This is a genomic window from Algoriphagus sp., from assembly GCF_030694375.1.
Classification (GTDB): domain Bacteria; phylum Bacteroidota; class Bacteroidia; order Cytophagales; family Cyclobacteriaceae; genus Algoriphagus.
In genome coordinates, this window is the sequence record NZ_JAUXYL010000046.1 from 213,692 (window position 1) to 240,667 (window position 26,976).

Annotated in this window: 24 protein-coding genes; 9 read left to right on the plus strand and 15 right to left on the minus strand. The window is 43.7% G+C overall.

Features of this window, described 5'->3' with window-relative positions; translation table 11 throughout:
- The first annotated feature begins 219 nt into the window (after positions 1-219).
- Entirely contained in the window at positions 220-1,932 is a 1,713-nt protein-coding gene (locus Q8M62_RS19650) for a HAMP domain-containing sensor histidine kinase (RefSeq protein WP_304900406.1), read from the plus strand.
- Positions 1,929-2,624 carry a response regulator transcription factor gene (locus Q8M62_RS19655; protein ID WP_304900407.1) on the plus strand — a complete coding sequence of 232 codons (696 nt, stop codon included), beginning with the start codon at positions 1,929-1,931 and terminating at the stop codon, positions 2,622-2,624. The genes Q8M62_RS19650 and Q8M62_RS19655 overlap by 4 nt, the downstream gene beginning before the upstream one ends.
- Before the next feature lie 189 nt (positions 2,625-2,813).
- On the opposite strand, the gene Q8M62_RS19660 is transcribed toward Q8M62_RS19655, so the two are convergent.
- Positions 2,814-3,824 (minus strand): dipeptide epimerase, encoded by a 1,011-nt coding sequence (locus tag Q8M62_RS19660; protein WP_304900408.1) that lies wholly within the window; start codon positions 3,822-3,824, stop codon positions 2,814-2,816.
- 89 nt (positions 3,825-3,913) lie between these two features.
- Between Q8M62_RS19660 and Q8M62_RS19665 the strand changes: the two genes are divergently transcribed.
- From Q8M62_RS19665 to Q8M62_RS19680, 5 genes are all read left to right on the plus strand, one after another.
- Positions 3,914-5,386, plus strand: a complete 1,473-nt coding sequence (locus Q8M62_RS19665; protein WP_304900409.1) for a M14 family zinc carboxypeptidase — start codon at positions 3,914-3,916, stop codon at positions 5,384-5,386.
- Between the two features lie 26 nt (positions 5,387-5,412).
- On the plus strand, positions 5,413-5,544 hold the full coding sequence (locus Q8M62_RS21600) for a hypothetical protein (protein ID WP_370690542.1): 132 nt from the start codon (positions 5,413-5,415) through the stop codon (positions 5,542-5,544).
- A gap of 87 nt (positions 5,545-5,631) precedes the next feature.
- A complete protein-coding gene (locus Q8M62_RS19670) occupies positions 5,632-6,363 on the plus strand; it encodes an SIMPL domain-containing protein (RefSeq protein ID WP_304900410.1) in 732 nt (243 codons plus the stop codon).
- A 24-nt stretch (positions 6,364-6,387) separates the two neighbouring features.
- Positions 6,388-7,341, plus strand: coding sequence for a 23S rRNA (adenine(1618)-N(6))-methyltransferase RlmF (rlmF, locus tag Q8M62_RS19675; RefSeq protein ID WP_304900411.1), 954 nt, complete (start codon positions 6,388-6,390; stop codon positions 7,339-7,341).
- A gap of 96 nt (positions 7,342-7,437) precedes the next feature.
- The gene (locus tag Q8M62_RS19680; RefSeq protein WP_304900412.1) at positions 7,438-7,824 is read left to right on the plus strand and encodes a hypothetical protein; all 387 of its coding nucleotides are present in this window, start codon (positions 7,438-7,440) and stop codon (positions 7,822-7,824) included.
- A 233-nt stretch (positions 7,825-8,057) separates the two neighbouring features.
- On the opposite strand, the gene Q8M62_RS19685 is transcribed toward Q8M62_RS19680, so the two are convergent.
- The gene (locus tag Q8M62_RS19685; RefSeq protein ID WP_304900413.1) at positions 8,058-8,471 is read right to left on the minus strand and encodes an OsmC family protein; all 414 of its coding nucleotides are present in this window, start codon (positions 8,469-8,471) and stop codon (positions 8,058-8,060) included.
- Positions 8,472-8,695: 224 nt separating this feature from the next.
- On the opposite strand from Q8M62_RS19685, the gene Q8M62_RS19690 reads away from it, so the two are divergent.
- Complete coding sequence (locus Q8M62_RS19690) at positions 8,696-9,076, plus strand: GxxExxY protein (RefSeq protein WP_304900414.1); 381 nt, start codon at positions 8,696-8,698, stop codon at positions 9,074-9,076.
- Between the two features lie 117 nt (positions 9,077-9,193).
- On the opposite strand, the gene Q8M62_RS19695 is transcribed toward Q8M62_RS19690, so the two are convergent.
- The 10 genes from Q8M62_RS19695 to Q8M62_RS19740 all read right to left on the minus strand — a co-directional run bounded on the left by Q8M62_RS19695 (position 9,194) and on the right by Q8M62_RS19740 (position 22,157).
- Positions 9,194-10,318 carry a glycosyltransferase gene (locus tag Q8M62_RS19695; protein WP_304900415.1) on the minus strand — a complete coding sequence of 375 codons (1,125 nt, stop codon included), beginning with the start codon at positions 10,316-10,318 and terminating at the stop codon, positions 9,194-9,196.
- Positions 10,294-11,454, minus strand: coding sequence for a glycosyltransferase family 4 protein (locus tag Q8M62_RS19700; protein ID WP_304900416.1), 1,161 nt, complete (start codon positions 11,452-11,454; stop codon positions 10,294-10,296). Before Q8M62_RS19700 ends, Q8M62_RS19695 begins: the two co-directional genes overlap by 25 nt.
- Positions 11,447-12,343, minus strand: a complete 897-nt coding sequence (locus Q8M62_RS19705; protein WP_304900417.1) for a methyltransferase domain-containing protein — start codon at positions 12,341-12,343, stop codon at positions 11,447-11,449. Before Q8M62_RS19705 ends, Q8M62_RS19700 begins: the two co-directional genes overlap by 8 nt.
- A complete protein-coding gene (locus Q8M62_RS19710) occupies positions 12,340-13,470 on the minus strand; it encodes a glycosyltransferase family 1 protein (protein ID WP_305668240.1) in 1,131 nt (376 codons plus the stop codon). The genes Q8M62_RS19705 and Q8M62_RS19710 overlap by 4 nt, the downstream gene beginning before the upstream one ends.
- Before the next feature lie 109 nt (positions 13,471-13,579).
- Positions 13,580-14,995, minus strand: a complete 1,416-nt coding sequence (locus Q8M62_RS19715) for an O-antigen ligase (RefSeq protein ID WP_304902574.1) — start codon at positions 14,993-14,995, stop codon at positions 13,580-13,582.
- Complete coding sequence (locus tag Q8M62_RS19720) at positions 14,986-15,933, minus strand: glycosyltransferase family 2 protein (RefSeq protein ID WP_304902575.1); 948 nt, start codon at positions 15,931-15,933, stop codon at positions 14,986-14,988. The genes Q8M62_RS19715 and Q8M62_RS19720 overlap by 10 nt, the downstream gene beginning before the upstream one ends.
- Positions 15,917-17,209 (minus strand): oligosaccharide flippase family protein, encoded by a 1,293-nt coding sequence (locus Q8M62_RS19725; RefSeq protein WP_304902576.1) that lies wholly within the window; start codon positions 17,207-17,209, stop codon positions 15,917-15,919. The genes Q8M62_RS19720 and Q8M62_RS19725 overlap by 17 nt, the downstream gene beginning before the upstream one ends.
- A gap of 12 nt (positions 17,210-17,221) precedes the next feature.
- Positions 17,222-18,289 carry an exopolysaccharide biosynthesis protein gene (locus Q8M62_RS19730; protein WP_304902577.1) on the minus strand — a complete coding sequence of 356 codons (1,068 nt, stop codon included), beginning with the start codon at positions 18,287-18,289 and terminating at the stop codon, positions 17,222-17,224.
- Positions 18,289-20,874: an SLBB domain-containing protein gene (locus Q8M62_RS19735; protein ID WP_304902578.1), complete on the minus strand. Its 2,586-nt coding sequence runs from the start codon at positions 20,872-20,874 to the stop codon at positions 18,289-18,291. Before Q8M62_RS19735 ends, Q8M62_RS19730 begins: the two co-directional genes overlap by 1 nt.
- Before the next feature lie 278 nt (positions 20,875-21,152).
- A complete protein-coding gene (locus tag Q8M62_RS19740; protein WP_304902579.1) occupies positions 21,153-22,157 on the minus strand; it encodes a radical SAM/SPASM domain-containing protein in 1,005 nt (334 codons plus the stop codon).
- A 118-nt stretch (positions 22,158-22,275) separates the two neighbouring features.
- On the opposite strand from Q8M62_RS19740, the gene gldB reads away from it, so the two are divergent.
- Positions 22,276-23,280 carry a gliding motility lipoprotein GldB gene (gene gldB, locus Q8M62_RS19745; RefSeq protein ID WP_304902580.1) on the plus strand — a complete coding sequence of 335 codons (1,005 nt, stop codon included), beginning with the start codon at positions 22,276-22,278 and terminating at the stop codon, positions 23,278-23,280.
- Here the strand turns inward: gldB and Q8M62_RS19750 are convergent.
- The 3 genes from Q8M62_RS19750 to nth are packed head-to-tail and all read right to left on the minus strand — an operon-like array spanning position 23,243 to position 26,907.
- On the minus strand, positions 23,243-24,466 hold the full coding sequence (locus Q8M62_RS19750; RefSeq protein ID WP_304902581.1) for a glycosyltransferase family 4 protein: 1,224 nt from the start codon (positions 24,464-24,466) through the stop codon (positions 23,243-23,245). The genes gldB and Q8M62_RS19750 overlap by 38 nt on opposite strands.
- On the minus strand, positions 24,463-26,235 hold the full coding sequence (gene asnB / locus Q8M62_RS19755; RefSeq protein ID WP_304902582.1) for an asparagine synthase (glutamine-hydrolyzing): 1,773 nt from the start codon (positions 26,233-26,235) through the stop codon (positions 24,463-24,465). The genes Q8M62_RS19750 and asnB overlap by 4 nt, the downstream gene beginning before the upstream one ends.
- Positions 26,236-26,907: an endonuclease III gene (gene nth / locus Q8M62_RS19760; protein ID WP_092728026.1), complete on the minus strand. Its 672-nt coding sequence runs from the start codon at positions 26,905-26,907 to the stop codon at positions 26,236-26,238.
- Positions 26,908-26,976 lie beyond the last annotated feature (69 nt).

Consider the following 26,976-nt stretch of genomic DNA (forward strand, 5'->3'; position numbering starts at 1 on the left):
GAAAAGGTTTAAAGATTTGAGGCTGCAAGTTACCTATTCATAAAAAAAAGGAAGGCTAGTACCTTCCCTTTTTTTGGATTTAATGTAATTAAGAAACTAATGAAGTGAGAACGGCAAGATTACTTCCATTGTTCAAAATAAAGAAATTTGAAAAAAAACAGCTCAGTTAAAACATGTTAACAGCTGCGCCTCACTTGCGAATCACTTTAAATTTGTGTGATGTCCAAAGGTAATATCACCCTTATTGTAGTTTTGATGTCGCTGGCAAGCTTTGGCTTGATGGGCTTTCAATACTATTGGGTCAGAAATGCTGTAAGGATTAATCAGGAAAGATTCGATCAAAATGTGCTTCAGGTACTTTCCAGTACAATCAATGAGTTGGAAAAAGGTGAAACGAGTGATGTCCTGCTTAGCCAACTTATTCAGGATTCAGCGCTTCAGGAGACTATATTCAAAAAAATCGATCCTATTGAGCTTCAAATCCAAACCTCCCCTCGATATAGCCGCCCATCAGTCGTAGACACCATGCTTTCCTTACCCGCGCCTCAGGTGAGTGAGACGTTTCGTCGTATGTTGCTTTCTCGTGGAGTGGATATTTCTGTAGTTTCTGAATTGGAAAATTTCTTCACCTACTTGACTCCTGAGATTGCCTCGAGGATGTTCACTCCTGACGAAATGCAAATTTTGCTTCAGGAAAAAGAGCGGCAGTTAGATTTCCTGAGTAAAAGTCAAGGTTTCCTTCGACAGAGAAGGCAAAATAAGCCAATCATATCTTCCTTTGAAACAGAGATCATTCTTTCTGATGATGCGATCGACAAGATCGTAAAGACGAATATCAAAATTGACTTAATTAATCAGGCTATAGCTGAGTGGGCAGAGGGGCAGCGCGCTATTTTAGACCGCTTAGATACTGGAAAAGTCAGGCTAATGCTTAAGCAGCGCTTGGTCGAAAAAGGAATTTCCGAGGATTTTGAGTTGGCATTGCTTAATGATAAGGCAGAAATGGTGCCCATTGGCCAAGTAGCTGACCCCTTGAGATTAAAAAATCATGGAGTCCAAGCCAAGCTTTTCCCTAATGATATTCTAGGCAAGGATAACTTTCTGTTCATCTTTTTCCCTGAGAAAAATAATCACGTGATCCGGCAAGTCTGGCTTCCGATCTTCAGCTCCGTCGTTTTCATCTTCGTGATCATTTTTTGCTTCGTCTACGCGATCAAAGTCATCATCCGACAGAAGGAGCTTTCCAAAATCAAAAACGATTTTATAAATAACATGACCCACGAATTTAAGACTCCACTGGCTACGGTGAGTCTTGCCGTGGAAGCTCTTCAGGACCCTGAGCTGTCCAATCATGATAAATTCCGAACCCGATACCTTGGAATCATCAAAGACGAAAATAAGCGCTTGGTAACCCAAGTTGAAAAAGTACTGCAAGCAGCCGCGCTGGAAAAAAAGGATTTCCAACTCAAAATCGAAACAATCAATTTGACTGATTTGCTGGAGAGCAATGTAGATCAAATCAGTCTTCAGGTGGAGAAACGCGGCGGGAAAATAAACTTTGTCAACAAACTCAGAGATCCCGAAATTGAAGGAGATGCCTTTCACCTTACCCACCTGATCAATAACTTACTGGACAACGCCAACAAATATTCCAAAGAAAATCCGGTCATACGGGTGGAAGCTTGGGAAGAAGCAGATCGGGTTTTTATTTGCATCGAGGATAAAGGGATCGGGATGAATAAAGATGCCCAGAAAAAGATTTTTGATAAATTCTATCGGGTACCAACCGGTAACGTACACGACGTAAAAGGCTTCGGACTCGGGCTTTCTTATGTCAAAACTATGCTGGAAGCCCATAAAGGCGAAATTCAAGTGCAATCAGAAACCGGAAAAGGAAGTATCTTCACCATTAACCTACCCAAAAAACAATGAGCAAGGCCAAACTATTAGTCGTAGAAGATGATCCAAACTTGGGAGATATCTTAAAGGAGTATCTGGAAATGAAAGGCTATGAGCCCACACTTTGCAGAGATGGGGAGGAAGGCTGGAATAAATTCAAGAAAGACAAATACGATCTATGTCTTTTGGATATTATGATGCCAAAGAAGGACGGATTTACGCTAGCCAAGGAAATCAAGAAAGTGCAGGAAAACCTTCCAATACTTTTTCTGACCGCCAAAAATCAAAAAGATGACATTATCGAAGGCCTGAAAATCGGAGCGGATGATTACCTTACGAAGCCATTCTCTATGGAAGAATTGCTCTTGAGGATAACAGCTATCCTTCGCAGAACTCAAAAGTCAACCGAAATCTCAGCGTTGAAAACCTATACGTTTGGTGATTTTGTCCTGCATTACGATGAGCAGTTTATCGAAGGCCCTGAGGGAAGGCACAAGCTGACTTCTAAGGAAAACGAGTTGATCCGACTCCTTGCTTCAGAGATCAATAAGTTGGTCAACAGAAGTCATGCGCTCAAGCAGATCTGGGGAGATGACAGCTACTTCAATGCCCGCTCCATGGATGTGTACCTGAGCAAAATCCGCAAAATCCTCAAAGACGATCCAAAAGTCCAGATCATTACCATTCACGGAGAAGGATTTAAGATGATTGTGGGGGAAGGATAATTGGAGAAGCTAGTAGCTAGACATAAGTATCAAGATTTTGAAATCCCGGGGTAGAGATGCTCCGGGGTTTTTATTTTTTCCCGCAGGTTTCCGGAGAAAAAGACACAGATCAACACAGATTTTTGAGAAAGACAAATCTCCGACTTTCTAACTCCCCTTGACCTCCCAACTTCCTTACCTCCGAAACCCCTAAACCAACTCCGCCCCGATACCAGGGCCGTCCGGGAAAGTAACCTTCTCTGGTGAAATCCTCACCCCTCTTGCTGGATCTTTGGTCAGTAGCATCGCTCCATCCATATCTACATAGTCCAAAAGCGGGGCAATATGGGCAATGGCGGTGATTCCAACAGAGGATTCTGTCATGCAGCCTACCATCGTTTTCATACCCAGCGATTTGGCTTCATGGATCATTCGCAGTCCCGGAGTTATGCCTCCTGCTTTGACGAGTTTGACATTGATGGCATGGAATAAGCCGTGACATTTTTTGACGTCTGATTCTACGATACAGCTTTCATCAGCCATCACAGGAAGTTTTGAGTGTTTGAAAACTTCCTTCATTCCTTCCAAGTCGTCTTTTCCCAACGGTTGCTCCATAAATTCCACGCCGAGCTTAGCCAATTCTTCAGAATTTCGAATGGCTTGCTCAGCCGTCCAAGCACAGTTGGCATCGATTCGGAAAATTGCATCAGTATGCTTTCTCAATGCGCTGACGATTTCCAGATCATTTTCAGTCCCCAGCTTGATCTTGTAGATCGGCCAATCCACTTCTTTCATTTTGGACACCATCTTTTCGACCGTATCAATTCCAATGGTGAAGTTGGTAGTGGGAATCGTAGCAGGATTTAAGCCTAGGTATTCATAGAGTTTTTGGCCCTTCTTTTTGGTGAAAAGATCCCAAGCCGCCATATCGAGTGCACATTGCGCAAATGGGTTTTCATTGAATACTTCCCGGCCCAATTCCCAAAGTTGCTCAGGTGTTTCCCAACCCTCGCCTTCAATTACATGCCGAAAAGCCTCCAAAAGCGGAACCATATTCTCAATTGTCATTCCGTAGAATGGATTGGTAGTGGATTCACCCAAGCCGTAAATGCCGTTTTCCTCCAGCTTTACGATCAAAGTATCTTGAATATCCCGGCTTTGGTGGGCAATTGTAAAGGTGTGTTTTAGAGGAAGGTCAATGACTTGGTAGCTGAGGTTCATGGGAGGATTTTATGAGCTTGGACAAAAATAGATGAATTTATTTCACTCGATTAGCTAGTTTTAGATTCAGTGATTCAAATGCCAATTCTATGAAGAATTCGATACAATTGTACCTCCTTTGTTTTCTGCTTTTTGCCACGAGCTGTAAAATTCAAGCTCAGATAGCTTACGAAAAAATTCCCTCTGACCGCTTGGAAGCCGCTTTTGAAAGCTACAAAGAACCCACGATCACACACCGTCGATTTAAGCATGCCGATCTTCAGCCTTTGATCCAAAAGCATTCTGCAGCTTTTCAGATCGAAAAATTAGGCGAATCCGTAGAAGGCAAAAGCATCTCCAGCATGATTTGGGGCAAAGGCCAAACCAAGGTGATGCTTTGGTCTCAGATGCACGGCAATGAAAGTACGGCAACAATGGCCCTTTTTGACCTGTTCAATTTCTTGGAAGCTTCAGACGATGAGCATGAGGAATTGAGAAAAACCCTAAAATCCAGCCTCACTCTAAAGTTTATCCCCATGCTTAATCCTGACGGAGCGGATGCATTTAAGCGGAGAAATGGTTTGGACATTGACTTAAATCGCGATGCGATTTCGCAAATTTCACCGGAGGCAGTGATTCTCAAAAAAGCCAGAGATGACTTCGAACCTGAGTTTGGGTTCAATCTCCATGATCAGCAGATCTATTATAATGTGGTCAATACGCCAAAGCAAGCAACAATTTCCCTTTTGGCTCCAGCCTATAATTATGAGACCGAAATCAATGATGTCCGCGGAAATGCAATGAAGACCATTGCGGGGATGAATGACATTCTGCAAAATCTGATTCCCGGGCAGGTTGGAAAGTATGATGACGCTTTCGAACCACGTGCCTTTGGAGACAATATCCAAAAGTGGGGTACCAGTACGATTTTGATCGAATCTGGAGGGTATCCTGGTGATCCGGAGAAGCAATACATCCGCAAGCTGAACTTTATGATAATCCTCAATGCACTGCATCAAATCGCCACCAAAGGCTATGAGCAATACACCACTGCCCAGTATTTCGCGATTCCTGATAATGGATTTCAACTCATGGATCTGATCATCAATGAAATGCAAGTCAACGTGAGGGACAAACTGTATCCCCTCGATCTGGCCATCCGAAGAAGAGAGTCAGAGAATGCTTCCGGATATTTTATGACTGGATCAGTGGAGGACTTGGGAGATATGCAGATTTTCTATGGTTTTGAGACCTTGGATGCCACAGGACTTCACTATACTGAGGGGAAAGTTTACCCTACAGCTTTCGAAAGTGTCGACAAAATTTCCGAAGCTGAAGCGATGGATTTACTTCGTCAGGGCTTTATGGCTGTGAAAGTAAAAAACGGAGAGGCTAGACAAGTACATAGACTTCCAATACTGGTGCTGAAGACCACAGAAAAATTCACAGGCGGTTGGACCACCGGTTCCGTTCCCAATTTCTTTTTGGCCAAAGATGGAGTGCTAAAATATGGTGTCGTCAATGGGTATTTAATTGACCTTGAAAATCCTAAAAAACAGGAATTTCGAAATCGGGTATTTTGAAAAAAGTTCTAGCTGAAAAAATCGGAATGAATCCCTCTTTGCTTTCTCAGTATGTGAGTGGAAAAAAAAAGCCTTCGATAAACCAATCACAGCGGATCCTTGCCGGCATCAATCGAATTGGAAGGGAGTTATCAGAATTAAAACTAATTTTTAATTAAAGTTAAAACCCGCATACTCGGCGGGTTTTTTGCCTATGAATTTGAAAGAATATCTGGTAAATTCATCAATCACTTTTCTAAATCGCCATGCGAAAAAACCTCTCTTCACTGATTTTTGCAATTGCAATCATCATCGCCGCTTTTGTATTTGCCAATGCGGTCATCAACCGAAACCGTCCACAGGGAATGATCCACGTGACGGGTTTGGGGGAGCAGAATTTTACTTCGGATCTGGTGGTTTGGGAGGGAAATTTCTCCCGGGAAAGCAAGGATCTAAAAGCTGCTTATGCAAGCTTGGAAAGTGATCGAACGGCCGTCACCAATTACCTCAAATCAAAGGGTATTCCCTTCGAGCAATTGGTGTTCAATGCAGTCAGTACTAATCCCATTTACCAACAAAATTATACTGCAAACGGAAACTACGCCGGACAGACTTTTCAGGGATATCAGTTAAACCAGTCCTTGGTCATCGAATCCAAGGAGGTGGAAAAAGTGGAGAAAATCAGCCGTGAAATCACCGAATTGCTCAATCAGGGGATCACATTCTATTCTCAGCCACCCCGGTATTACTATACCCAACTGGAATCTCTGAAACTGGAAATGATCGCCAAGGCGACAGAGGACGGTAGAATCCGGGCCGAGCGAATCGCTGAAAACTCAAATTCCAGCTTGGGAGATCTCGTCACTGCCAACATGGGGATTTTCCAGATCACCGGCCAAAACTCAGGTGAAGACTACTCCTGGGGAGGCACATTCAATACCTCGGCAAAAAACAAAACGGCTTCCATCACGATGAAGCTGAGTTTTGAGGTGGATTAAGGTGAAAAGGGTAGTTTTGTCTACATGAAGAAGCAAACTCCACAGCCAAGTCTTCACCCCCGAAATCTCCATCAAGGGCGCTACGATTTGGAGTTGCTTTCAGATTCTTTGCCGGAGCTGAAAGCACATATTTTCAAAAACGAGCATGGGAATCTGACTTTGGATTTTGCCGACCCGAAAGCCGTCAAATCCCTCAATCGCGCTCTTTTAAAGTATTTTTACCAAATCGAGTTTTGGGATATTCCTGTTGGATTTCTTTGTCCTCCGATTCCAGGTCGGGCGGATTACATTCACTATTTGGCTGACGTGCTTGGAGAAAGCAAGGATGGCAAAATCCCAACAGGCTCAAAAATCAAGGTTTTGGATATAGGAACCGGGGCAAATTTGATCTATCCTATTTTAGGGAATTCGATTTATGATTGGAGTTTTGTAGGATCGGAGTTGAATCCAGTAGCTATGGAATCGGCTCAAAAAATCATCGCGCAGAATCAAAAATTGCAAGCTAAAATTGAACTCCGTTTGCAGCCTGATTCATCCAGAATTTTCTCCAACGTCATCCTTGCTGAGGAATTTTTCGACCTGACGATTTGCAATCCTCCTTTTCACGAATCTGCCCAAGCTGCCCAAGAGGTCAGCCGGCGAAAAGTCCGAAATCTAACCGGAAAGTTGACTTCAAAACCAGTATTGAACTTTGGAGGACAAGCTGATGAATTGTGGACAGATGGGGGAGAATTGGAGTTTATCCGAAAAATGATTGAGGAAAGCATGAGATTCAAGAATCAAGTTTGTTGGTTTACGACTTTGGTATCGAAGTCCGAAAATCTAAAATCAATTTATTATCAACTTGAAAAAGCTGGGGTTTTTTCCCAAAAAACGATCGATATGGCTCAGGGAAATAAGCAAAGTCGATTTGTGGCTTGGACTTTTTTGACTGAAAAGCAGCGGGAAAATAGGTCTGAAGGTCATCGGGTCGGATAATTGCGATTTCTGCAATTATTAATTCTGAAATTCGCAATTCCTGGATATTCAATAGTTTGATTGATAATAAATTAGATCAATCAAACTTTAATTCTTATGAAAACAGCATTTCTTATTTTGATGATTTTAGCAACAATTAATTTTTGTTTTGGCCAGGAAACTAATTCCAAAAAGTCATATCAAGACTACAAAAGAGAAGGGAACTTAGAGATGATAATCGGTTCGGCCTTGTTAGTTGGTTCAGCATTGATATTCGTTCATGCCGCCCAAGGAAATGTCCCAATGAATAATATTAGAAATTTAGTAGTGGGGGGAGCGCTTATTCTTGGCGCAAGTATCGTTGTTTTATCCTCCTCAGGCAAAAGTTTCAAAAAAGCGAGAGAACTTTCTGCAAATCTGGACTACAAACCCATGGAGATACAGAGGTTTTCAAGCAGACAAATGGCCGGAGTTCCAGTAGTTTCGATAAGGATTAAATTTTAACTGCAACATGCTCAAAGAAAGAAGCCAAGCTAATTTACTAGCATGGCTTCTTTTAATCATATTTTTTGGAAGCAGATTGTGTCTGACAACCGACAGCCAGGTCTCCGCGAAACGCAAATTTTCAGGAATTAAGCGTATACGCTACGCTGATTTCCATATTCAAGACTTTGGATATCGGACAATTTTCTTCAGCACCTATCGCCGTGGTCTGTGGAGACACAGACCAAAAGTAATTATGCGTTCAGTGTATATTCCACACTGATCTCCATATTCAATGCCTTGGAAATCGGGCAGTTTTCTTCTGCGTCTTTTACCTGCTTGGCAAATTCTTCTTCGGAGATGCCTTCTACCTGAGCCTTAAGCACTAAGTGAGATTTCTTCAGCGTGCCGTCCTCAAAAGTGATGTTGGAAGTTACGTTTAGTTCCTTCGGAGGAAAATTGGCAGCGGTCAGGTTGAAGCTGAGCTTCATCGCAAAGCAGCCAGAATGAGCGGCAGCGATGAGTTCTTCGGGATTTGTTCCTACTCCGTCTTCAAATCGGGTGTTGAAAGAGTATTGTGTTTTGTTTAAGACAGTGCTTGCTGTGGTCAAATGGCCTTTGCCTTCTTTTCCGGTTCCGTTCCAAACGGCAGTTGCTTTTCTGATCATGGGATTAAAGAGATTTGAGGTTAAAATATGGTATTATAAGGCTTTTTGAAGGGTTTAAGTTTCTTGTTTTTTGAATTTCCCACAGATTTTCACGGATTAAAATCACAGATTAACACAGAAATTAGGCAATATATCTGAACTAAAAATAAAGAAATTCAAAAAATCTGTGCTAATCCGTGCCCTTTTCTGTGCTAATCTGTGGGAACTATTTTTTAATTTAGACAATGCACGAGAATGAAATCACATTTTTAATCCGGGGTGCAATTTTTAAAGTGTACAATACCCTCGGCCCGGGGCTATTGGAATCGAGCTATGAGGCGGCGATGGGATATGAATTGATCAAATCTGGGCTTTTGGTTGAGCATCAAGTTGGACTTCCTTTAATCTATGAGGATTTAAAATTGGATGTTGGTTATCGAATAGATTTGTTGATAGAGAAAAGGGTAATCGTTGAAATTAAATCAGTGGAGCGTTTACTAAATGTTCACCATTTGCAAATAATGACATATTTAAGACTGTCACGTGTAAAGGTTGGTCTTTTGGTTAACTTCAATACAGATGATTTGTCAGAGAACATTATTCGGAAGATCAATGGATACCTCTAATGCCCAGTTTCCCACAGATTGTCACGGATTAAAATCACAGATTGACACAGAAAGTGATAACACCCCATCAAAAAATCTGTGTTAATCTGTGTTCTTTTCTGTGCAGATCTGTGAGAACTAATTTTTCACCAAGCTAAAAAAAACCTCCAAATACTGCTCCGTCACATAATCCCAATTGTACTTCTGAGTCAATCCGGATCGGGCAATTAGGCGGAATTCATTCATTTTTTCGGGTTCAGCCTCAGCTTTTTCCACAATCTCCTTCAGGGATTCTGGATTTTTCTCAAAATACCAACCATGCTTTCCGTTTTGAAGCATTTCCTGATTGAATGGGGTGTCCAATGCCAAAATCGCACATCCGTATCCCAAGGCTTTCAACATCGCCGGATTGGTCCCACCAAACTCATGTCCGTGGAAATAGGCGTAGCAGTGTGAGTATAGTGCCGCCAATTCATTCGGGTCCTTCACGTATCCCGTGAAAAGAAGCCGCTCGTCCTTCAGATTCTTCAACCGATTTGCCCAAGCATCTTCAAAAGGAACATCGCCGACAATCACCAATTTTCGTAGGGAATCGGACTTCAAAAAGCCTTCAATGATCAGATCCGCATTATTGTCCGGCACCAACCTTCCGACAATAAGCAAATAACCTTGGCTTGCCAAATTCCATTTCTTGATTGGTTTGGATTCCACAGCTTCGCGTGGATTAGCTCCATAAGCGATTACTTTGGAATCTGCCTTGAAAAGCTCCAGATATACACGACGCATTTCATCGGAGTCGTTGATGATTTGATCGTAGAATTTGGTTGCCATCTTGGAAGCCCAGAAGAAATATTTTGAACCCAAGCCTTTCCATTTGGGGCGCAACCATTCCAGCCCATCGACATTTATCGCTGTAGGTTTCCCAAAAAGTTTTGAAATCAAGCCAAAAGGGCCATTGCCGCTATTTACCACAAAAATCACATCCACATCCGAGAAGCAGGCATGGATCATCGAAAAGAAGGTATGTGTCAGTTGAGTCAGGCTCTTGGACTCGATAGCAGGGGTATAAATGCATTCAATTCCATTGACAAATCGAGGTCGATCTGCAAATAAAGCCCGATGATTATATACACGTACATGCACTCCTTTGATAACCAATCGCTCGCCCAGTTCCTTGATCATCGTGTCGTATCCACCATAGACATAGGGATAGCCTTTGGCCCCCATGATGGCGACTTTTAGCTTTTTTTCAGGTGCAGCCATAGGTGTGTTTTGATTTTTTCTTCGAAAGCCTCCAAGCTGTATACGTTTAGAACTCGCTTTCTTCCTGCATCGCCAAATCGTTGGCGTAACTCAATATCCTGAATTAACTTTTCCAAAGCATCTACCCCTTTTTCTACGGAGGAAATGGGGATTAAAAGGCCGGTTTCTCCATCAGAAACCATCTCTGACGCACCTCCGGATTGCGTTGCGACAACAGGTCTCCCGGCGGCCATGGCTTCCAAGATCACGGTAGGAAATGAATCAGGCAAAATCGAAGGCAAAACAAAGACATCAAGGGCTGCCATGACTTTTGGAATATCTTCACGAAAACCGAGATAGGTAACTCTTGTTTCTAAACTCTTGTCTCTGATTTCTTTTTTGATCTCTTCCAAAATCGGTTCGTATCCCGGAAATGGATCTCCTACGAGTATAAAGTGCGTATTTGGATACTTCTTTGAAAGCTGATCGGCTAGTTCCAGGAAGAAAAGCTGTCCTTTTCCCGGATTGATCCGGCCGATCATTCCGATGGTGATAGGACTTTTGGTGAGTCCCAATTCCTTTTTCGCACTGGGATAATCTTCGAGGTAATCTCCATAAGGAATTCCATTGTGGATCACTTCAATTTTGGATTTCTTCAAAAGAGGCTGCCAATGGTCTGCTACTGCATTCGAGACGGCGATGGGATTTGGAGTGCTTTGGTCCAGTAAACTGGCCAACATTTTTACTAAAGGCTTTGGTCCGGGAAGGATTTCATGGATATGCCAAACATGCGGAATTTGCCTCCTTTTGGTCCAAAAAGCACCAACGATTACCGCAAGTGTGTTCGAATAAACCAGCTCAAACTGGTATTTCTGATGGAGTTTGGTGAGAAATCGATAGGCTTTTAGGTTTTTACTCAATCTGTTGAGTAAACCAGTCGGGTTGACATATTTCCGACGGAGGATTCCCAGATTTTGAACGTAAACCGAGAAGCCTTCCAACTCCAAAATCACCTGTAGTGGGCCTGAGTTCGTCAGAAGTACAACCGGATTGAATCCTTCCTTTCTGTAAATCCGCAAAACCTGAAGAATGATCTTGCCGGAACCATAGCATTCTGAAGAACTTTGAAGAAAAAGTACGTTTCGAGGCTTAGGCATTTCTTTTAAGGTATACTCCCAAAATTCCTGATTTTCCAAAACCAGCAGCAATCAACTCCAATATCGATGCAAAGGGTAAGAAAATACCTACAGCTATAAGCAATCCAAAGGATTTTTTTCGCTTCAAGTGTAGGATAAGGTTTTCCCGAAATCCTACTTTGGAAAGTATGGCCTGCAACATTCCCAAAATCCCGAGATGGATTGAAAATCTTCGAACTCTTACTTTTTGAAAGCCAATTTTTGCAAACTCATTTTCCAGTGCTGATTCTGTCCAGTGGGTTAAATGCCTTGGAATATCCCAATGGATCCATTTATCGCCGGCTATCGTTGATTGCCAAGAATCAGCACGGGGAACTTCGACATAGACCAGACCGTTTGGAGCAAGATTTTTTTCAAGAAGCTCATTGATCAATTTAATAGGATCGGGCAAATGTTCAAGGACATGATTCAGCGTGATGAAATCAAATCCGTCCAGCCCAATTTGGCCTTCTTCATAGCGTTCAACAAAGACCTCAACTTGATATTTTTCCTTAGCAAAAGCGGCGCGTTCTATTGCTGTTTCGATTCCCAAACCTTTCCAGCCCAAGCCTTTGGCCACGGCTAAAAACTGCCCTTTCCCTGAACCAAAATCCAACACTGTAACTGCGTGTGGATGAATGGATCGAGCAGTTTTTAGGATTTTTTCAGCTTCCAAAAAAATAATACGCTCGAAAACAGATTTCCGATTGTCGACTAAGGCGTAGACTTCGTCAGTGTAGAGTGAGTCTGAATCAATGTCTTTTGAAAGAAAAGTCCATCCGGTGCCGCAGTAATCGCAGCTGACAATAGATTGATTTTTGTTTGGTTTTTGGGGGGAAGTTTTACAAACCGGACAGGTGATTTGCCTCATGTAATTGGTGTAGAACTTAAGATAATCTTTTGAAAAGCTTCGATAAATTTTTGTGCGGAAAAGTCCTTTGATCGAGTCTTTCCCAACTGGATTAACTTGGACCTAAGCTCATTCTCACGTCCCAAAAGTATCAATTTTTCCGTCAAATCAGCCTGATTTCCCGTTTCAAATGACAAACCTGCACCACCGGCCACTTCTAAAAGTGCCTGCTGATCGGAATGGATGACCGGAACACCAAAGCCAAATGCTTCCAAAATGGGAATTCCGAAGCCTTCATTTTCCGAAGGAAATATGTACCCCAAAGCTCCTTGGTACAAGGCTTTGATTTCCCCGTCTGTGATATAGCCTGGAAGGAGGACTTTGCCCTCCAACCCACATTCCCGAACCAAATTCTCAACTGCAGGAAGGTCATTCATCTGCTTGCTTTCGCCCGGTCCGCCGGCTAGAACAAGCTTTTTATCTGATGAGGATTTGGCAAGGAATTCTGCATAAGCTTTGACAAGCAGCGGAAGATTTTTACGCTTGTCAAATGTGCCGATATGGAGAAAATAGTCTTGTGTAGTTAACTTGTTTTTAGCTAGAAAAGTAGGATCAGCAGGTGCTTTCAGTCCTTTTGGGGCTTGGTATACCACCGAAATAGGAAATGAATCCCCGAGATGTTCAAGTAGGGAATTGCGGGAATATTCTGATGTGGTGATGATTTCGGTTTTTTCCTTCAAGCCTTTCCTGATCAGGCTGGTGAAGTATTTGCGCCACCACTTGGAGTAGTTTTTAGGCATCTGCCAGAAAAATGCATCATGAATTACCGTCAGCCTTCGACAAGGCAGGGAAGCTGCGGGAGAAACAAAATCGGCACAGATCAAGACATCCGGTTTGTGCTTTTTGATTAGATCCGGGAGCTGGAACTCCTTCCATCTGAAATAGTCCAAATGATAGTTGAGTTTCTGGACTTTGGAGAGGGTGGATTTATAGGTTTTATCAGATGCCTGCGCTTCAGGTTCATGGGTAAAAATCCATTCAATCCCAGGATTCGGATATTTCCGGGCCGCTTTCGCCAGTTCCATCATGTAGGTTTTGATCCCGGTGGAGGCGACGTTGAGGTATTGGAGGTCGAGGAGGACTTTCAATTGGAGGTTAATTGTTGGGTAGACAGTTAATGGAACCTTGTTCAGCAATCAGCAATGGATTGCTCAGAAAAATTCACAAAACAAGTTAAGTGATTTTAGGTAAAATCAATTATTGCCTGAGTCCAGGAAAGATTTGGTTTGATGTGTTTTTAATAAAACTATATTCCTTCACATTGTATCCAATCATCCACCAAGACAACCAGGCAACATAAGTATACATTTCTGCATTAGCAGTGAAGAGAGGAAGAAGCAAGCCGACTTTGGTGACCGCTCCTACAAATGCAAGCCGTGCGGTCATCGTATTCTCAGTTTGATAAAATACCCTGAGGCTCAAGACGACACCCGTCGCCATAGTGAGAATGTAAAGCATCATCCCCAGCCAGCCCAACTGTACCCCATATATCAGAAATTGATTTTCACCCCCTACTCGCAGTTCATCCGTAACGCTTCCGGCATTTCCACTCATAGCAAGTCCAATCCCCAGCGGATTGGCTACCATGGAGTCCAATGCCAAAAGCCATTCGACCACGTGGCCAAGGCTTGAAGAGTTTTCGAAGGTGATGGTATCCAACACAAAAAAGTAAAAATCATCCGATGCAAACCCAATTACATAAACCCCAAAACAGACTAATACCAGAAAGCCCGCTCCGATAAGTTTGTAAAGTTTAAAGACCAGCGCCACAAAAAAAATCATGATAAAAAATGCCCCAAATGCCGCTCTGGAAGCCGAAAAAACCAGACTTCCCAAAGAGCAGGCCATCACCAAAAGGTAAGGCCAGTTGTATTCTTTTTTGGAGGTCAAAAACCAAATTAAACCCGCGGCAAAACCCATCAGCACCGAACTTGCCAACTCCAAAGGATCTGAGAAAAAGCTTGCAAGTCGCTTGGTGACCGCCTGAGTTTCAAAGGTCCAAGTCAGCCCGAAATTCCCACTTGGGTCGATGTCATTGATGGCCTGATTGTAAAGTGCATAGCCCGTAAGTTGCTGGAGATGTGAGTCTAGCAGGAAGCTTTCCACACAATTGACCAAAAAGGCTCCAATAGCGACGGCGAAAATGATTTTAAATATCCACCCGATTTCCAGTTTAGAAAAACGGGTATTTCTACCTAGGAAATACACCAATCCCGGTATTAGCATACTTTTATAGTACAATGCCTTATTAATAAAGGAAGCCTCTCCCAGAGGTAGTAACAAATACAAAAATCCAAGGCAGAGAAAGGCCAACATCATCCAATCGGTGGACTGAAGGCGAAAGGGATAATCAAAAATACCCTTTTGGTAAAATAGAAAAACAAGTATCGCCACCAATACTATGACTTCTTTAAAAATCTGGAACATGCCAACAACCTCAGCAGACTGTGTGGCCAGGTAAACTACACTTAGGCTGGTAATGTAGAAAGGGAGAAATGCTGTCAGGAAAAAAATAAAATAGCTCCATCTCCCCCTGAAAATCATCTCTTGAACAACCCACAGGAATCCTGCACCGACCGCTATAGCAATACCAATGAAGAAGATTAAGGCCATATTGGAGCGGGTTGAATAGGCAAAGTCAGCCCGTCTCGAATTCCCTTTGCCACAGCTTTCATTTTCTGAAATCTGCCTCTGATTAGAAAATAACCTAACCAGAGCGTAAAGCGGCAAAGGTGATATATCAAACCGCCAAAGGTTTTACCGCGACTCGTGGAGCATTGGTGAATTCCCCGAATCAACAACAATTGATTTCGAACATGAAAGTAAAACACCTTGGGACTCAATGTCCCTTCGGAATGATTCTTTTTGGAGGAGGCTCCAGCTTCATGATAGATCACCGCTTTCTCAGCTAAGGCAATCCCAAATCCGGCTTTTCGAAATCTCAGAGACCATTCCACATCTTCAAAATAGGCAAAGTATTGCTCATTGAGAAGACCGGTTGCCAAAATGGCTTCACGGGAAATAAGCATGCAGCATCCCGTAGCCCAATCCAAATTTTCCTTTTTGCATCGAAAATCTGCAAGTGGCTCACGATCTCCAAGGGTAATGGCCCGGTACAATGATGGCATCCATTTTCCCCCTGCGCTCCAGATGATTTTAGGATCATGCTGAAAAATTATCAATGGTTGTACCACGCCCAACCCTGGACTTTGAAGAAATTTTCGCATCATTTCTCCCAAAAAATCAGGTTCGACTATTGTGTCATTGTTGAGAAGCATCAGATGAGAGAAGCCTTGATGAAGTGCAAAGCGAATTCCAACATTATTTCCGCCCGAAAACCCCAGGTTTTCAGAATTTTCAATCAACTCGATTTCCGGATAAGCTCTTTTCAGTCGAAGACCTTCCTGATTTTGTGAAGCATTGTCTATTAAAATGAGCTTAAAATCAGGAAAATCAACTTTGCGCAACGAATCCAAACAGGCCTTGGTAAAATCAAACCCGTTCCAGTTGACCAAAATGACGGCGATCGAAGTATCAGGAGTAAAAGCCATGAACTAATGTCCGGTTATGTCTGTAAAGCAACACCAGACAGATTAAAAACACGACTATTTCTGTGGAAGCAATAGCAAGGCATAGTCCAATTGCACCCAGCATGGAGGTCAAAATCAAGGAGACCGTCACCATATATGCGCACATCATCCATGAAGCACGGAAAAGCAGCTGTTTCAGATCCGAAACAAGCATTATCGTGATATTGCCAATATTCAGGCAAGCCAAAAAGGGAACGATGGATAGAATCTGTAAGTAAATTACGGATTCCTCCAACTCTGAACGGGAAAGCACTTTGATGATAAATGGAGCAGAGAAATATGCGCTAGTGGAAATAATCGCTCCAATACCCAAGACTCGAAAATAAACGCGCTTTAAAAAGACATAAAATGCAGTTTGATTTTCTTTGAAAAGTCGGGATGCGCTGGGGAAAATTGCTTGAATAATCAGTGCCGGAAACATCCTTAACACCATAATCACCCGCTCGGCTAAGCTATACATGCCGAGGGTCTCTGCTACGGAGAAAAAGCTCAGAATAATAAGTCCTCCATTGATGGAAATATGACTCGCCAGATTGCTTAAAAACAACAGCGAATTGTCCTTTAGGCTTTTCCAGATTGCTGAAAACTCCGGTCTGTAAAACTGAATACCTAGAAAAGAATGGATATAGGCCAAGAGTAACAGATTGATGCCCAGCCCGAAAAAGCCCATTAGAAAATTCACCCATTTGCTCTGCTCCGGAGAATGAATGAACAACACGATGCCCATCAGGAAGAGTAGTTTGGAGAAGATATTGGCAATGGACACCAGTTTCATTTTTTCCATACCCTGAAAAAACCATAGCGGAAGGGTGGCTTCAGAGAACAGTAACAGCACCGAAAAAACCAAAATCATCTGATACCCCTCGAAGAGGTTGAGTCCAAAAACCCCAATCAAGATCATAAAGGCAGCAAGGGCAGCAAGAAGGACTTTTCCCGAAAAGACATTGGAGACCACATGTGAAAGTGCCTCTTTGTTTCCCTGAAGAATAGCGACTTCCCTGGGGGCACTGAGGTTATACCCAAAGCCAACCAAAATGTTGAGCAGGATGATCACCGATAGCGCCAGATTGACCAGTCCAAACTGATCCACGCCAATACTTTGGATAAGCAAAGGCATGGAAATGATCGAAATCAGCACATTCGATGACTGAATAATGGCCAAAAACAGGAAATTCTGGATCGACTTGTTTCGGATAAAATTTCCAAAAGGAATGAGCAGGTTTAGTTTTTCAAACATGGCAGCTTGGGTTTAGCTTTCCTGCACATGTTTTTGGAACAGCCTGCGGAAATAGAGCCCAAAAATCACGATTATTCCGGTTATGATCGCTCCGAGGACGATTCCTTTGACCAAACGAATCTCAGACCGCTTCAAGGGAAGCCTCGGAGAGTCAATGATCTGGATCAAAGGGGAATTGTTTCGGTGATTGACTTTGGCGATTTCCAGGTTTTTGACAATCTCCTGATATACCGCACCGGTTGCCTGCACATCTATTTGCCTTTTCCTGCTTTCAACTGTGGCCGAACTCAGCAGCGGGTTCGCATTGGGAACCCGGTCTGTGGCACTGGCATAAGCACCGATACTTTGGTCCAAAATTACCCGCACACTATCCGCCTGAGTTTGGAGAATAGCCAGGTTTTCACCCGTTTTTTTGGTTTTGGTTTCGAGGTAGAAAGAATTCACCTTTTCCACCAGCTTCTCATTGAACGCCTTGGCAAAAAGCTCATCCTTCGAAGAAATGCTGACTTGAATGATACTGAGCTTTCGATCAGGTTTGCTTACAGAAAGCTGATTTTCACGGATCAATTTCGACACTTCCATCACGACTGAGTCTTGAGTGACTGAGAATTTTTCTCTCGGATCAGAAAAATCCAAGTCCGCAAAATTGACTTTTGATTTCCACTTTTTATCCAGTTCCTGAAACTCGACAAAACGGTCAATCAACAATTGCCTATCATTGAAGGGGCTGAGCAATGCCTCCCCGAGCATCCGGTCTGAGCGGTAAAGCTCCATGATGTTGTCACCCTGAAAGAGTCCACTGGTGCTGCCCAAGGACCCCAGGTTTACTCCGACGAGCGAAGCTAAACCTGACATTTGCCCGATCCCTCCTCCTTCGCCCTCTTCGAGCACAAAGGAAGTTTCGGCATGGAAAACCGGCTTTTTAAAGATCGAAACCAATGCGCCTAAACCCATACCGATGATTCCTGCGAGAAGGAGAATTTTCCACTTGGAAAGAAAATAGCCAAACCATTCCCCGAGGTTTTGAAAGACCTCTTTGAGCGTAAACTGATTCTCTGAAAAATGCTTCGAATCTGCCATTACCTGTTGATTTGAGATAAAACCAAAGCAAGCGTGGCCAGGCCGGTAGTTACACCAACCACGTCTCCCAGCCGGATAGGCATTTTTGGTCCTTTGGTGGGTACGATCACTTCTGCTCCAGGTTCGATTGGAGGGAAATTGCGGATTCCGAAAAAGCCTTTGGTGCGTTTCACTGCCCCGTTTGCATAGACCACGTAGGTTTGTTTTTTGTTGGCACGACGCTCAAAGCCGCCGGCCCCGTTGATGTAGTGTTTCAGACCGCGTCCTGTTTCATGGCGCAGGGTGGTCGGGTAAACCACATCTCCCCGCATGCGGACAGTCTGCAGAAGTTTTGGAATGGAGAGGATATCCCCTTCTTCGAGAATCAGGTCGTTTTCCGAACCTGGGTTGTCGATGATTTTCTGTAAATCAATCGCTACTGCTTCAGTCTCTTTAAGTTTCACGGCAAATCCGGGAGTTCCTTCTGCAATTTGATCCAAGGATTCTTTTTTGGCGTTGGAAATACTTGTGTCGATAGGATTGATTTTTTCCGCAGGTAAGTCCCGGAATAGGCGCTGCAGCATTTCTTCCTGTGCTTCGGAATTGTTGGGATCTTCGATCAACTTCATTTTCAAGGCCTCCAGGTTCCGCTGTCTTCTGATTTGCTCAGATTCTGTGTTGAAAAATTCGGTCCGACGGATCAAAGTCGCGCCTTTGGAATAAGCAAACTGATTCAGTCCTCCTGCGCGATTTATCAAATCAGAGATTCGTTCAACACTGTTTTGAATGGCAAAAATTCCCGGAGAATTCACCTGCCCCTCGACAGCCACCAGTCTTTGCATGGTGAAATTTGCCCTTTTCCGAATGATTACCTGATCAAAGGGCTGAAGGGATTGGGAGCTGGTATTGATGGAAAGGTCCGGATTGACCCGTGCAGGAATGATGTCAGAAAGGGTTCCAAGGTCTGAATCTTCCAGTCTTCTGGCGATTTCGATGTCCTGAGAATTGGCTGATTCCTGTAGTCCTCCCGCCAGAATGATCAGTTCCTCGATCTTCATGGACTGGGAATAGGGATAGGTTCCCGGCTTTTTCACTTCGCCCAAAATCTGGACGTAGCGCTCATTCTGAACATCATAGATGCTGGAAATTCGAATCACATCCTCGCGCTGTAGCCTTACATCCGGGGCGGTTCCTGCCAAAACATTCTTCAGATTGACTTCGATCATCTCTGTGCTGAGATCCGGCTTGGTTCTAAGGATGCTCGCACGCTCGGTGTAGGCGTCGCCTCTAAGACCCTCGGCATTTTTTACCAACTGGGACAGTGTCAAGCCTTCCGAAAGTGCAAATGTGCCTTCCCTATAAACTGCGCCTCTGATCTGGACACGATTACTGAAGCGGTTTAGAATTTTGCTTACGGTAATTTCATCCCCGCCTTTCAGGAGGAAAAGGTTGAATTGGTTTTGGTACACATCCGAAACCGAGCGCTGATTTCCGGTGATTCTGGAGATTGCAACACGGTCTTTGAACGCCAAATCTGTAAATCCACCGGCATAGTTCAGGAGATTTTCAAAGGTATCTTCGGGGCTTATTTCAAACGTCATCGGGCGCTTTACCTCTCCCTTGACTTTGATTCTGGATTGGAATGGCGGTACTAGAATGACATCTTGATCCTGAAGTTGCAAATCCAAATCGGCTGTTCCGTTGATGAGTAAATCGTACACATCAATCGTTGCTATCGGCTTATTATTCCGTATTACTTTGATAGCGCGCATGGTACCGTTTTCATTCGGTCCACCGGCAGAATACAGGGCATTGAAGACGGTGGAAAAAGCGCTGAGTGTAAATGTGCCGGGCAATCGGACCTCGCCTAAAATATGCACTTTGATTGTCCGCACATTTCCCAAAGTCACTTGTAGGAAGGTGCTGGGATTGGCGCCCGAAAGTCCCGGATAGTATCTGGAAACTCTGCTTTTGATGATTCCCGTGGCTTCAGTGATGGTTTTTCCCGACACCGACACCGGCCCGATATTGTCCAAAATCACAAAGCCGTCAGGGTTGACCGTGGCCTCATAATATTGCTCAGACTGTCCGTAGATATCCACAAAAATAACGTCGCCCGGACCGAGAATATAACTTTGGGGCGTCGCCTGATTGAGGCTTGGCTCAAAGCTAAGGCGCCGGTTTTTCTGATAGAAAAGCGAAGTTCCGAAAATCTCCTCTCCCGTTGCCTGATTCAGGATTTCATCCTGGGGTTGATAGAGTCCGCGGGTGATTTCGTTTAGGTCCATTTGCTGTCGTGGCTCTCTACGTGAAGCCTTGCTGCTTCGGCTGGTACTTCCGCCCAAGTCCAGTTCTCCGATACGGTTGCGGAGTTTTTCTACCTCAACAGATGGCATTCCCCGGAGTTGGGCCATCTGGAGGAAATCATCCACTCCTAATCCGGCCTCATTGGCCCGTTTGACCAATTCTGCTACCTGTTCATCGCTGAGTTCATCGACTTTGATGCTTGTCAGGTCAGTATTTTGCTGCGCATTGACTTGAGGTACTGATCCTATCAGCAGGGCGATTAAGGCAAAAAAATACCAGATTCTTATGTTTAAAACCATGATTTTAAGGACTGTTCCGGGTGAATTAGGGGGAAAATAGAATTTAAAAATCCGTCAATTTCTTAATTCTACCAAATATAGGTCTAAAAAGTACTTTATTGGGTGATGCTGAAACCGTGGTTTCGATCAAAAAATTGGATATTTTGAAAATTCTCGAAGATTATTATCCGGCATTTCTCCATTTTCAGGAAGGAATGGGAAAAATTAAACTATCAAAAGGGAAGGAGAAGTATTTCCCTTACCAGGCAGGGAGAAAGTTTCTCAATACCCTTACAGGCTTATTCCGTACAATTCCTACAGATTTCGATCTGAGTGCGATCGGCTAGCAATTGTTTTCGAAAATTGAAATAGGGCAAAGAATTCCAAATTGAGGTAAGCGATTGTTCCCCTAGCTCTCCCATCACATGACGGGCATCTTTGTCAAAGCAACAGGGGACGACCTTTCCGTCCCAGGTCACCACAGCCCCTTGCCACATTCTCCAACATTTGTTTTCCAGTTGCTTTTTCAGCTTCCATTTGCCTATCCCGTCAGGAATGTAACGGGAATATCCAAGGTTTGAAGGGATCAATTCAGAGCCGTTTTCGAAATCATAGATTTGGGTGGTTTTGAGTTGGAGTTCGTCAACCTCTAAAGCTTTAGCCCAAGATTTCAAGGCGGGAAGCTGATGCTCATTTTGTCCTGTTACCAAAAATTGGAGTACAATTCTCGGGAATTGTTGTCCGGTTTTTTTTCGCTCCGAAAGCAACCGCCTCAGTCCTTCCTGAACTTTATTCAGACTTCCCCCTATCCGGTATTGCTCATAGACTTCTTGCGTGATTCCATCCATGGATACGATCAGCTGCTTGAGCCCACTTTTCAAAATTGCGTCCACTTGATTTTCCCCGAGATAATGCGCGTTGGTAGAAGTAGAAGTGAAAATGTGTTTGTGATCAGCGTAGGTGACCATTTCCAGAAACCGGGGATTCAAAAAAGGCTCACCTTGAAAATAGAGATGTAACCACGTAAGATGTCCTTTGACCTGATCAATGACCTTTTCATAAAGCGCTTCCTGCAGCATTCCCGTGGGACGGGAGAAGGATCTCAACCCGGATGGACACTCTGGGCAGCGAAGATTGCATGAGGTCGTCGGTTCGATGCTGAGCGTTGTGGGTTTTCCCCAAATGATGGGCCTTTGGACGATTTGGCTCAAATGAAAAGAGCTTTTCAGCAAAAGGAAATTGAGGACTTTCCCAAAAGTCAGGTATCGAAAAAATGCCAGCCCGGTGATCCACCTGTTTTTCACTTTGGAAAATACGGAATTAAGGAAGGAAGAAGCAAACGGAAAATTAGGATTGCCAGAGGAGAACGAATTGATGGATTAAGATTGGAATCCCTATTTTTGAATCTGAAACCAACATCCCATGAGGCCTACCCGAATTGCTTTTCTGATTCCGATCTTGATTTTAGTTTTCGCCTGTGGCAAAAAAAACCAAACCTGTGAATTGGATCCCGATATTCTTGATCAGGACATTGACTTGTCTATTACCCGTTTGGAGGATGAGTTCTTTGGTGCAAATACAGTAAAGGATTACTTGTTTCTGTTGGACAAGCATCCTGAATTTGCTGAGGTGTACCTTCAGGAAAGCATGTATTTCTCTCCTGATTCACTCGCCGCCAGCCTACTCGAAATTCATCAGGATTCGGCTCTGCGGGTACTCTATGACTCAGTCAAAGTGGAGTTTGCGGATATTTCTGATATTGAAACTGACCTCAAAAATGCCTTCAAGTCCGTTAAATACTATTTCCCAGATTTCAAAATACCCAAGGTTTATACCTTTGTCTCCGGCTTCAATTCGGATCTGATTGTTACGGACGACATGATTGTAATCGGTTTGGACTATTACCTACCTGCTGATCACAGTTTTCAGCCCGATATTGCGCGATACATGGCTGTACGCTATGAACGTGAATATTTGGTTCCAATGATCGTGCTTGCCATTTCCTCCCGCTACAACATCACTGACCCCACAAACAACACCTTGCTGTCTGAGATGATGTATTATGGGAAGGCTTATCATTTTGTCAAAGCAATTATGCCTTGCACCTCAGACCAGTTTATCATTGGTTATACTCCGGAGGAAATTGCTGAATGCTTTGAAAATGAGGAGTTCATTTGGGCCCATTTTGTAGAAAATGAACTGCTTTACCAGACTAACCCCTTTGAAATCAGAAAATACATCGGAGAAGCCCCTTTTACGGATGCAATCTCCACAAAAGCCCCCGGAAGATTGGGACGATGGCTGGGCTGGAATATTGTGGACGACTATCAGTCCAACCAGAATGTAGACTTGGCAGTGCTGATGATGGAGTGGGATGTGGAGAAGATTTTCAGGCAGTCCGGATATCGACCGCGCCGCCCTGAGTAGTTGTTTTCGGCTGAGGGTTGATCAGTTCCAAAAGCCTGCTCACAGCAATTTCTTTTGAAAAATAGGTTTCTGCCAGTATTCTTGAGTTTTTGCTCAGGCGGTCGAGCGCTGTAGGATTTTCTTCCAGTTTTTCAAGCTTGGCAAAAGCAGCGTCCATTTTTCCGGGAAGACAGGAGATTCCAAGTTCGTAGGTTTTTACCAAGTCGTATACCCAGCCTTTGTGATTCACTATGATAGCCTTTCCGGCAGCCAAGGCGTCAAAAAACTTATTGGGACTGTTTGTCTTAAGTACTGGCAAATGCGCAAAAGAAATCCATGCTAAATCTGCCAGGGAAAGGACTTCGTTTACCTTTTCCTTGGATCCGAAAGGGATGAACCAGACATTTTTCAGGTTTTTTGCTTTAGTGAGATCTCTTAACCTTTGCTCGAAACTTCCTGTTCCCATGATCAGAAACCCCCAGTTTTTTCCTCTTTTTTGGGCTATTTCAGCCAATTCCAGCAATTCTTCCACGGCATTTACCTGACCCAATGCTCCGGTGTATACCAGTGTCAATCCGGCTGAAATCCCAAGCTCCACTGCTAATTTTTGATTTTTCTCTTTTGGATAAAATCGGTTCAGATCTGAAAAATTCGGAATCAAGGCTACCTCCCGCTGTGGGCTGATTTTCTGCAAATGGGCCGCTATCCCAGGAGAAAGGGCGACTAAACTCAAGGCCTGATCGTAAATTTTCCTTTCAAGGGAATAGAGCAGGGATTTTGTGACCGGATTACGGATTGCTCCAACTTGTATCGGGGCTTCCGGCCAAAGATCCCGCACTTCAAAAACATAGGGGATGGCCATTCTTTTTTTTACCCAAAGTCCTATCAGTCCCGTGGTGAGGGGGGTTGAGGTAATGTAGAGCAAATCCGGTCTTGGTAGCTTTTTTACCAGTTTTTTAGCTTTTGTTACAAAGCGCCAAAATGCCCAAATCCGCTTAAAAAAGCCGAACTTTTGGTCATAATCCACAGGCAGGTAATGAACCCGGATGCCGTCGATCCAGCGTTGATCATAATCGGATAAGGCATGCGTGGTAATCATTTCCACTTCAATTCCAGCCTCCACCATGCCTTTGGCTAGATGGTATGAGCGCACCGCTCCACCTTGATCGGGGGTTCGGAAATACTGATGGATGTAGATTACCTTCATAGACGCAATTTCGACCATTCTGCCAAAAGAAACAGATTATAAAGGGTTAAGAATTGCGTTTTCACTCCTGACTCTGGATTCCGTAGGATTTGTCTTACCGTATCTGAAAAGTTTTCACCCTGTGTTTTATCAAACTCCTTGAGTGTAGCGAATACTCTTTTGGATAATTCTCCGGATTCGTTAAGCCACTCTTGCAATGGAAGTCCAAAACCAAACTTCTTTCGATCTGCAACCCAGCCAAGCTCATTTTCTCGAAGCAAATTCTTAATCCAGGGTTTGCCAAGGAGGAGTGCAGGATCTTCCACCCGTTGCCATAGCCCCAAAAGTGAGGAATCCAGATAGGGCGAGCGGCCTTCGATACCATGAGCCATCAGGGCATTGTCGTGGACTTTTAAAACGTCCTGTACTAGGTAAACTTGCCGGTCAAAGTCCAGCATTCGCTTGTATACTGGTAATTTTGGATTGAAAATTCGCTCATAATCCCCGATCATTTCTGTTGGAGGGTTTTGCAAGGCGGAGAAATTCAGGAAGGTGGTATTGGGGTCAAGCTGGATTCCTGATGTGAACTTTTTCCAATTTTTTCCAAAAGGCAGTTTTTTTAAATAGTCTGCCCATTTGCACCAAAAACGCTGCAGTTGCAAATATTTATCAAATGCGGCATGTCGCTGATACCCACCCCAGAGCTCATCGGATCCTGCCCCTGAAATCAGGACTTTTACCTCGGATTTGGCTTTTTTCCCAATCATCCAAGTCAGAAACCCTGCCGAATCTCCTATGGGAAGATCCACACTTCGGATGTATTCCTCCCAGTTTTCCAAGAAGGCCTTTTGGTCGATGTCAATGAGATGATGATCGGTTGGAATCTGTTTGGAAAACCGAATAGCTTGGTCTCCATCTGCGTATTTTGACCGGTACTTTTTCTCAACCTGAATGGTATATGCGGGTAGTGAAGTTCCGGTTTTTCTGTACCAAAGTGAGTATAGCAAACTACTGTCTGCGCCACCGCTCAGAAGCAATCCTACGGGTACATCAGCATGAAATTGATTGAGTACTGTTTTTTCCAGGAGTTTTGCGAAGGAGGTTTGACTTGGCGGTTCATTATTCCCTTGCGGTACCGGGAGCGTATCCCATCTGAAAGTGTCGTGTCTGAAAAGCGTACTGTATCTACCGGGTTTCCAGGCACTGATTCCTCGATGAAAGGTTTTTCCCGGAGCGGGAGCACGGAAATAAAAATAATGATCAACCTGATCCCAATCCGGGACATGAGCTTGAAAAGCTGTAATCCCTCTCAATTCTGAAGAGATGACCAAATTATCTGGGCTTTGGGCATAATAGAGTGGTTTTTCGCCGTTTCGATCTCTTGCTACCAATACTGATTTGCTGATCAAGTCGATGTAAATGATCGAAAACATTCCATTGAGTTTTTCCAGGCCTTTTTGCCCAAAAATCTTCAGGTAATGCAATAAAACCTCGGTGTCGGATTGCGTGATGAATTCGATACCCATCTTGGTCAGTAGCCTCCTCAGTTCCTGAAAATTGTAAATTTCTCCATTCAAAATTAGCAGACTGTTGCCATCTGGAGCCCAAAATGGCTGGTCTGCATCTGGCCCATGATGAAGAATTTTGAGGCGATTTACGCCAATCCAAAGCCCGTTCCAGGGAGAATAGATGGCAGACTGATCCGGACCTCTGTGGTGAGTGGCATCGACCAAAGCCTGAATGGACTTTTTACTTGCCTTTTTGCCCCAAATTAAATGTATCCCGCACATTTATTTTTGCACACCCTCCTTAGCTGCGATCTTGTTGGCCTTTTCGAAATACTTACAAAAATGGGTGATAGTGCATTCCTCACATTTGGGTCTGCGCGCTAGACAAGTATATCTCCCATGAAGAATCAGCCAATGATGGGCTACGTGGATGTATTGTTTGGGGATGTGTTTGACAAGTTGTTTCTCCACATCATAGGGTGTTTTAGCAGTCAAAGGGACAAGGCCAAGTCGTCTGGACACCCGGAAAACATGTGTGTCAACCGCCATATTGGGTTGATTCCATACTACAGAGGTGATGACATTGGCAGTTTTTCGGCCAACTCCGGGAAGTTTGGTTAGTTCATCGACGGTGGACGGAACCTCTCCGCCAAACTCCTCCATCAGCATTTTACCCAATCCGATCAGGTGTTTCGTTTTATTATTGGGATAGGAAATGGAGCGGATGTAGGGGAAAAGTTCATCAAAATGAGTCGCCGCCAAATGTGCTGGGGTGGGAAAATGCTCAAAAAGAGTTCGTGTTACAATATTTACACGCTTGTCTGTACATTGGGCAGAGAGGACCACAGCTACCAAGAGCTGGAAGGGATTTTCGTATTGAAGTTCCGTTTCAGCTATGGGCATGTTTTCCGAAAAGTGAGAAATAAAAGCTTCGTATCGCTGTTTTTTAAGCATGAATAAGTTCTAGTTGGAAACGGAGGATAAGATAGGTATAATTGGAATATTGGAAGATTTGAAAATTGA

Bases quoted from the DNA above. Each gene is read 5' to 3' on its own strand.
- Q8M62_RS19650 (WP_304900406.1), top strand. From the start codon at position 220: ATGTCCAAAGGTAATATCACCCTTATTGTAGTTTTGATGTCGCTGGCA.
- Q8M62_RS19655 (WP_304900407.1), top strand. From the start codon at position 1,929: ATGAGCAAGGCCAAACTATTAGTCGTAGAAGATGATCCAAACTTGGGA.
- Q8M62_RS19660 (WP_304900408.1), bottom strand. From the start codon at position 3,824: ATGAACCTCAGCTACCAAGTCATTGACCTTCCTCTAAAACACACCTTT.
- Q8M62_RS19665 (WP_304900409.1), top strand. From the start codon at position 3,914: ATGAAGAATTCGATACAATTGTACCTCCTTTGTTTTCTGCTTTTTGCC.
- Q8M62_RS21600 (WP_370690542.1), top strand. From the start codon at position 5,413: ATGAATCCCTCTTTGCTTTCTCAGTATGTGAGTGGAAAAAAAAAGCCT.
- Q8M62_RS19670 (WP_304900410.1), top strand. From the start codon at position 5,632: ATGCGAAAAAACCTCTCTTCACTGATTTTTGCAATTGCAATCATCATC.
- rlmF (WP_304900411.1), top strand. From the start codon at position 6,388: ATGAAGAAGCAAACTCCACAGCCAAGTCTTCACCCCCGAAATCTCCAT.
- Q8M62_RS19680 (WP_304900412.1), top strand. From the start codon at position 7,438: ATGAAAACAGCATTTCTTATTTTGATGATTTTAGCAACAATTAATTTT.
- Q8M62_RS19685 (WP_304900413.1), bottom strand. From the start codon at position 8,471: ATGATCAGAAAAGCAACTGCCGTTTGGAACGGAACCGGAAAAGAAGGC.
- Q8M62_RS19690 (WP_304900414.1), top strand. From the start codon at position 8,696: ATGCACGAGAATGAAATCACATTTTTAATCCGGGGTGCAATTTTTAAA.
- Q8M62_RS19695 (WP_304900415.1), bottom strand. From the start codon at position 10,318: ATGGCTGCACCTGAAAAAAAGCTAAAAGTCGCCATCATGGGGGCCAAA.
- Q8M62_RS19700 (WP_304900416.1), bottom strand. From the start codon at position 11,454: ATGCCTAAGCCTCGAAACGTACTTTTTCTTCAAAGTTCTTCAGAATGC.
- Q8M62_RS19705 (WP_304900417.1), bottom strand. From the start codon at position 12,343: ATGAGGCAAATCACCTGTCCGGTTTGTAAAACTTCCCCCCAAAAACCA.
- Q8M62_RS19715 (WP_304902574.1), bottom strand. From the start codon at position 14,995: ATGGCCTTAATCTTCTTCATTGGTATTGCTATAGCGGTCGGTGCAGGA.
- Q8M62_RS19720 (WP_304902575.1), bottom strand. From the start codon at position 15,933: ATGGCTTTTACTCCTGATACTTCGATCGCCGTCATTTTGGTCAACTGG.
- Q8M62_RS19725 (WP_304902576.1), bottom strand. From the start codon at position 17,209: ATGTTTGAAAAACTAAACCTGCTCATTCCTTTTGGAAATTTTATCCGA.
- Q8M62_RS19730 (WP_304902577.1), bottom strand. From the start codon at position 18,289: ATGGCAGATTCGAAGCATTTTTCAGAGAATCAGTTTACGCTCAAAGAG.
- Q8M62_RS19735 (WP_304902578.1), bottom strand. From the start codon at position 20,874: ATGGTTTTAAACATAAGAATCTGGTATTTTTTTGCCTTAATCGCCCTG.
- gldB (WP_304902580.1), top strand. From the start codon at position 22,276: ATGAGGCCTACCCGAATTGCTTTTCTGATTCCGATCTTGATTTTAGTT.
- Q8M62_RS19750 (WP_304902581.1), bottom strand. From the start codon at position 24,466: ATGAAGGTAATCTACATCCATCAGTATTTCCGAACCCCCGATCAAGGT.
- asnB (WP_304902582.1), bottom strand. From the start codon at position 26,235: ATGTGCGGGATACATTTAATTTGGGGCAAAAAGGCAAGTAAAAAGTCC.
- nth (WP_092728026.1), bottom strand. From the start codon at position 26,907: ATGCTTAAAAAACAGCGATACGAAGCTTTTATTTCTCACTTTTCGGAA.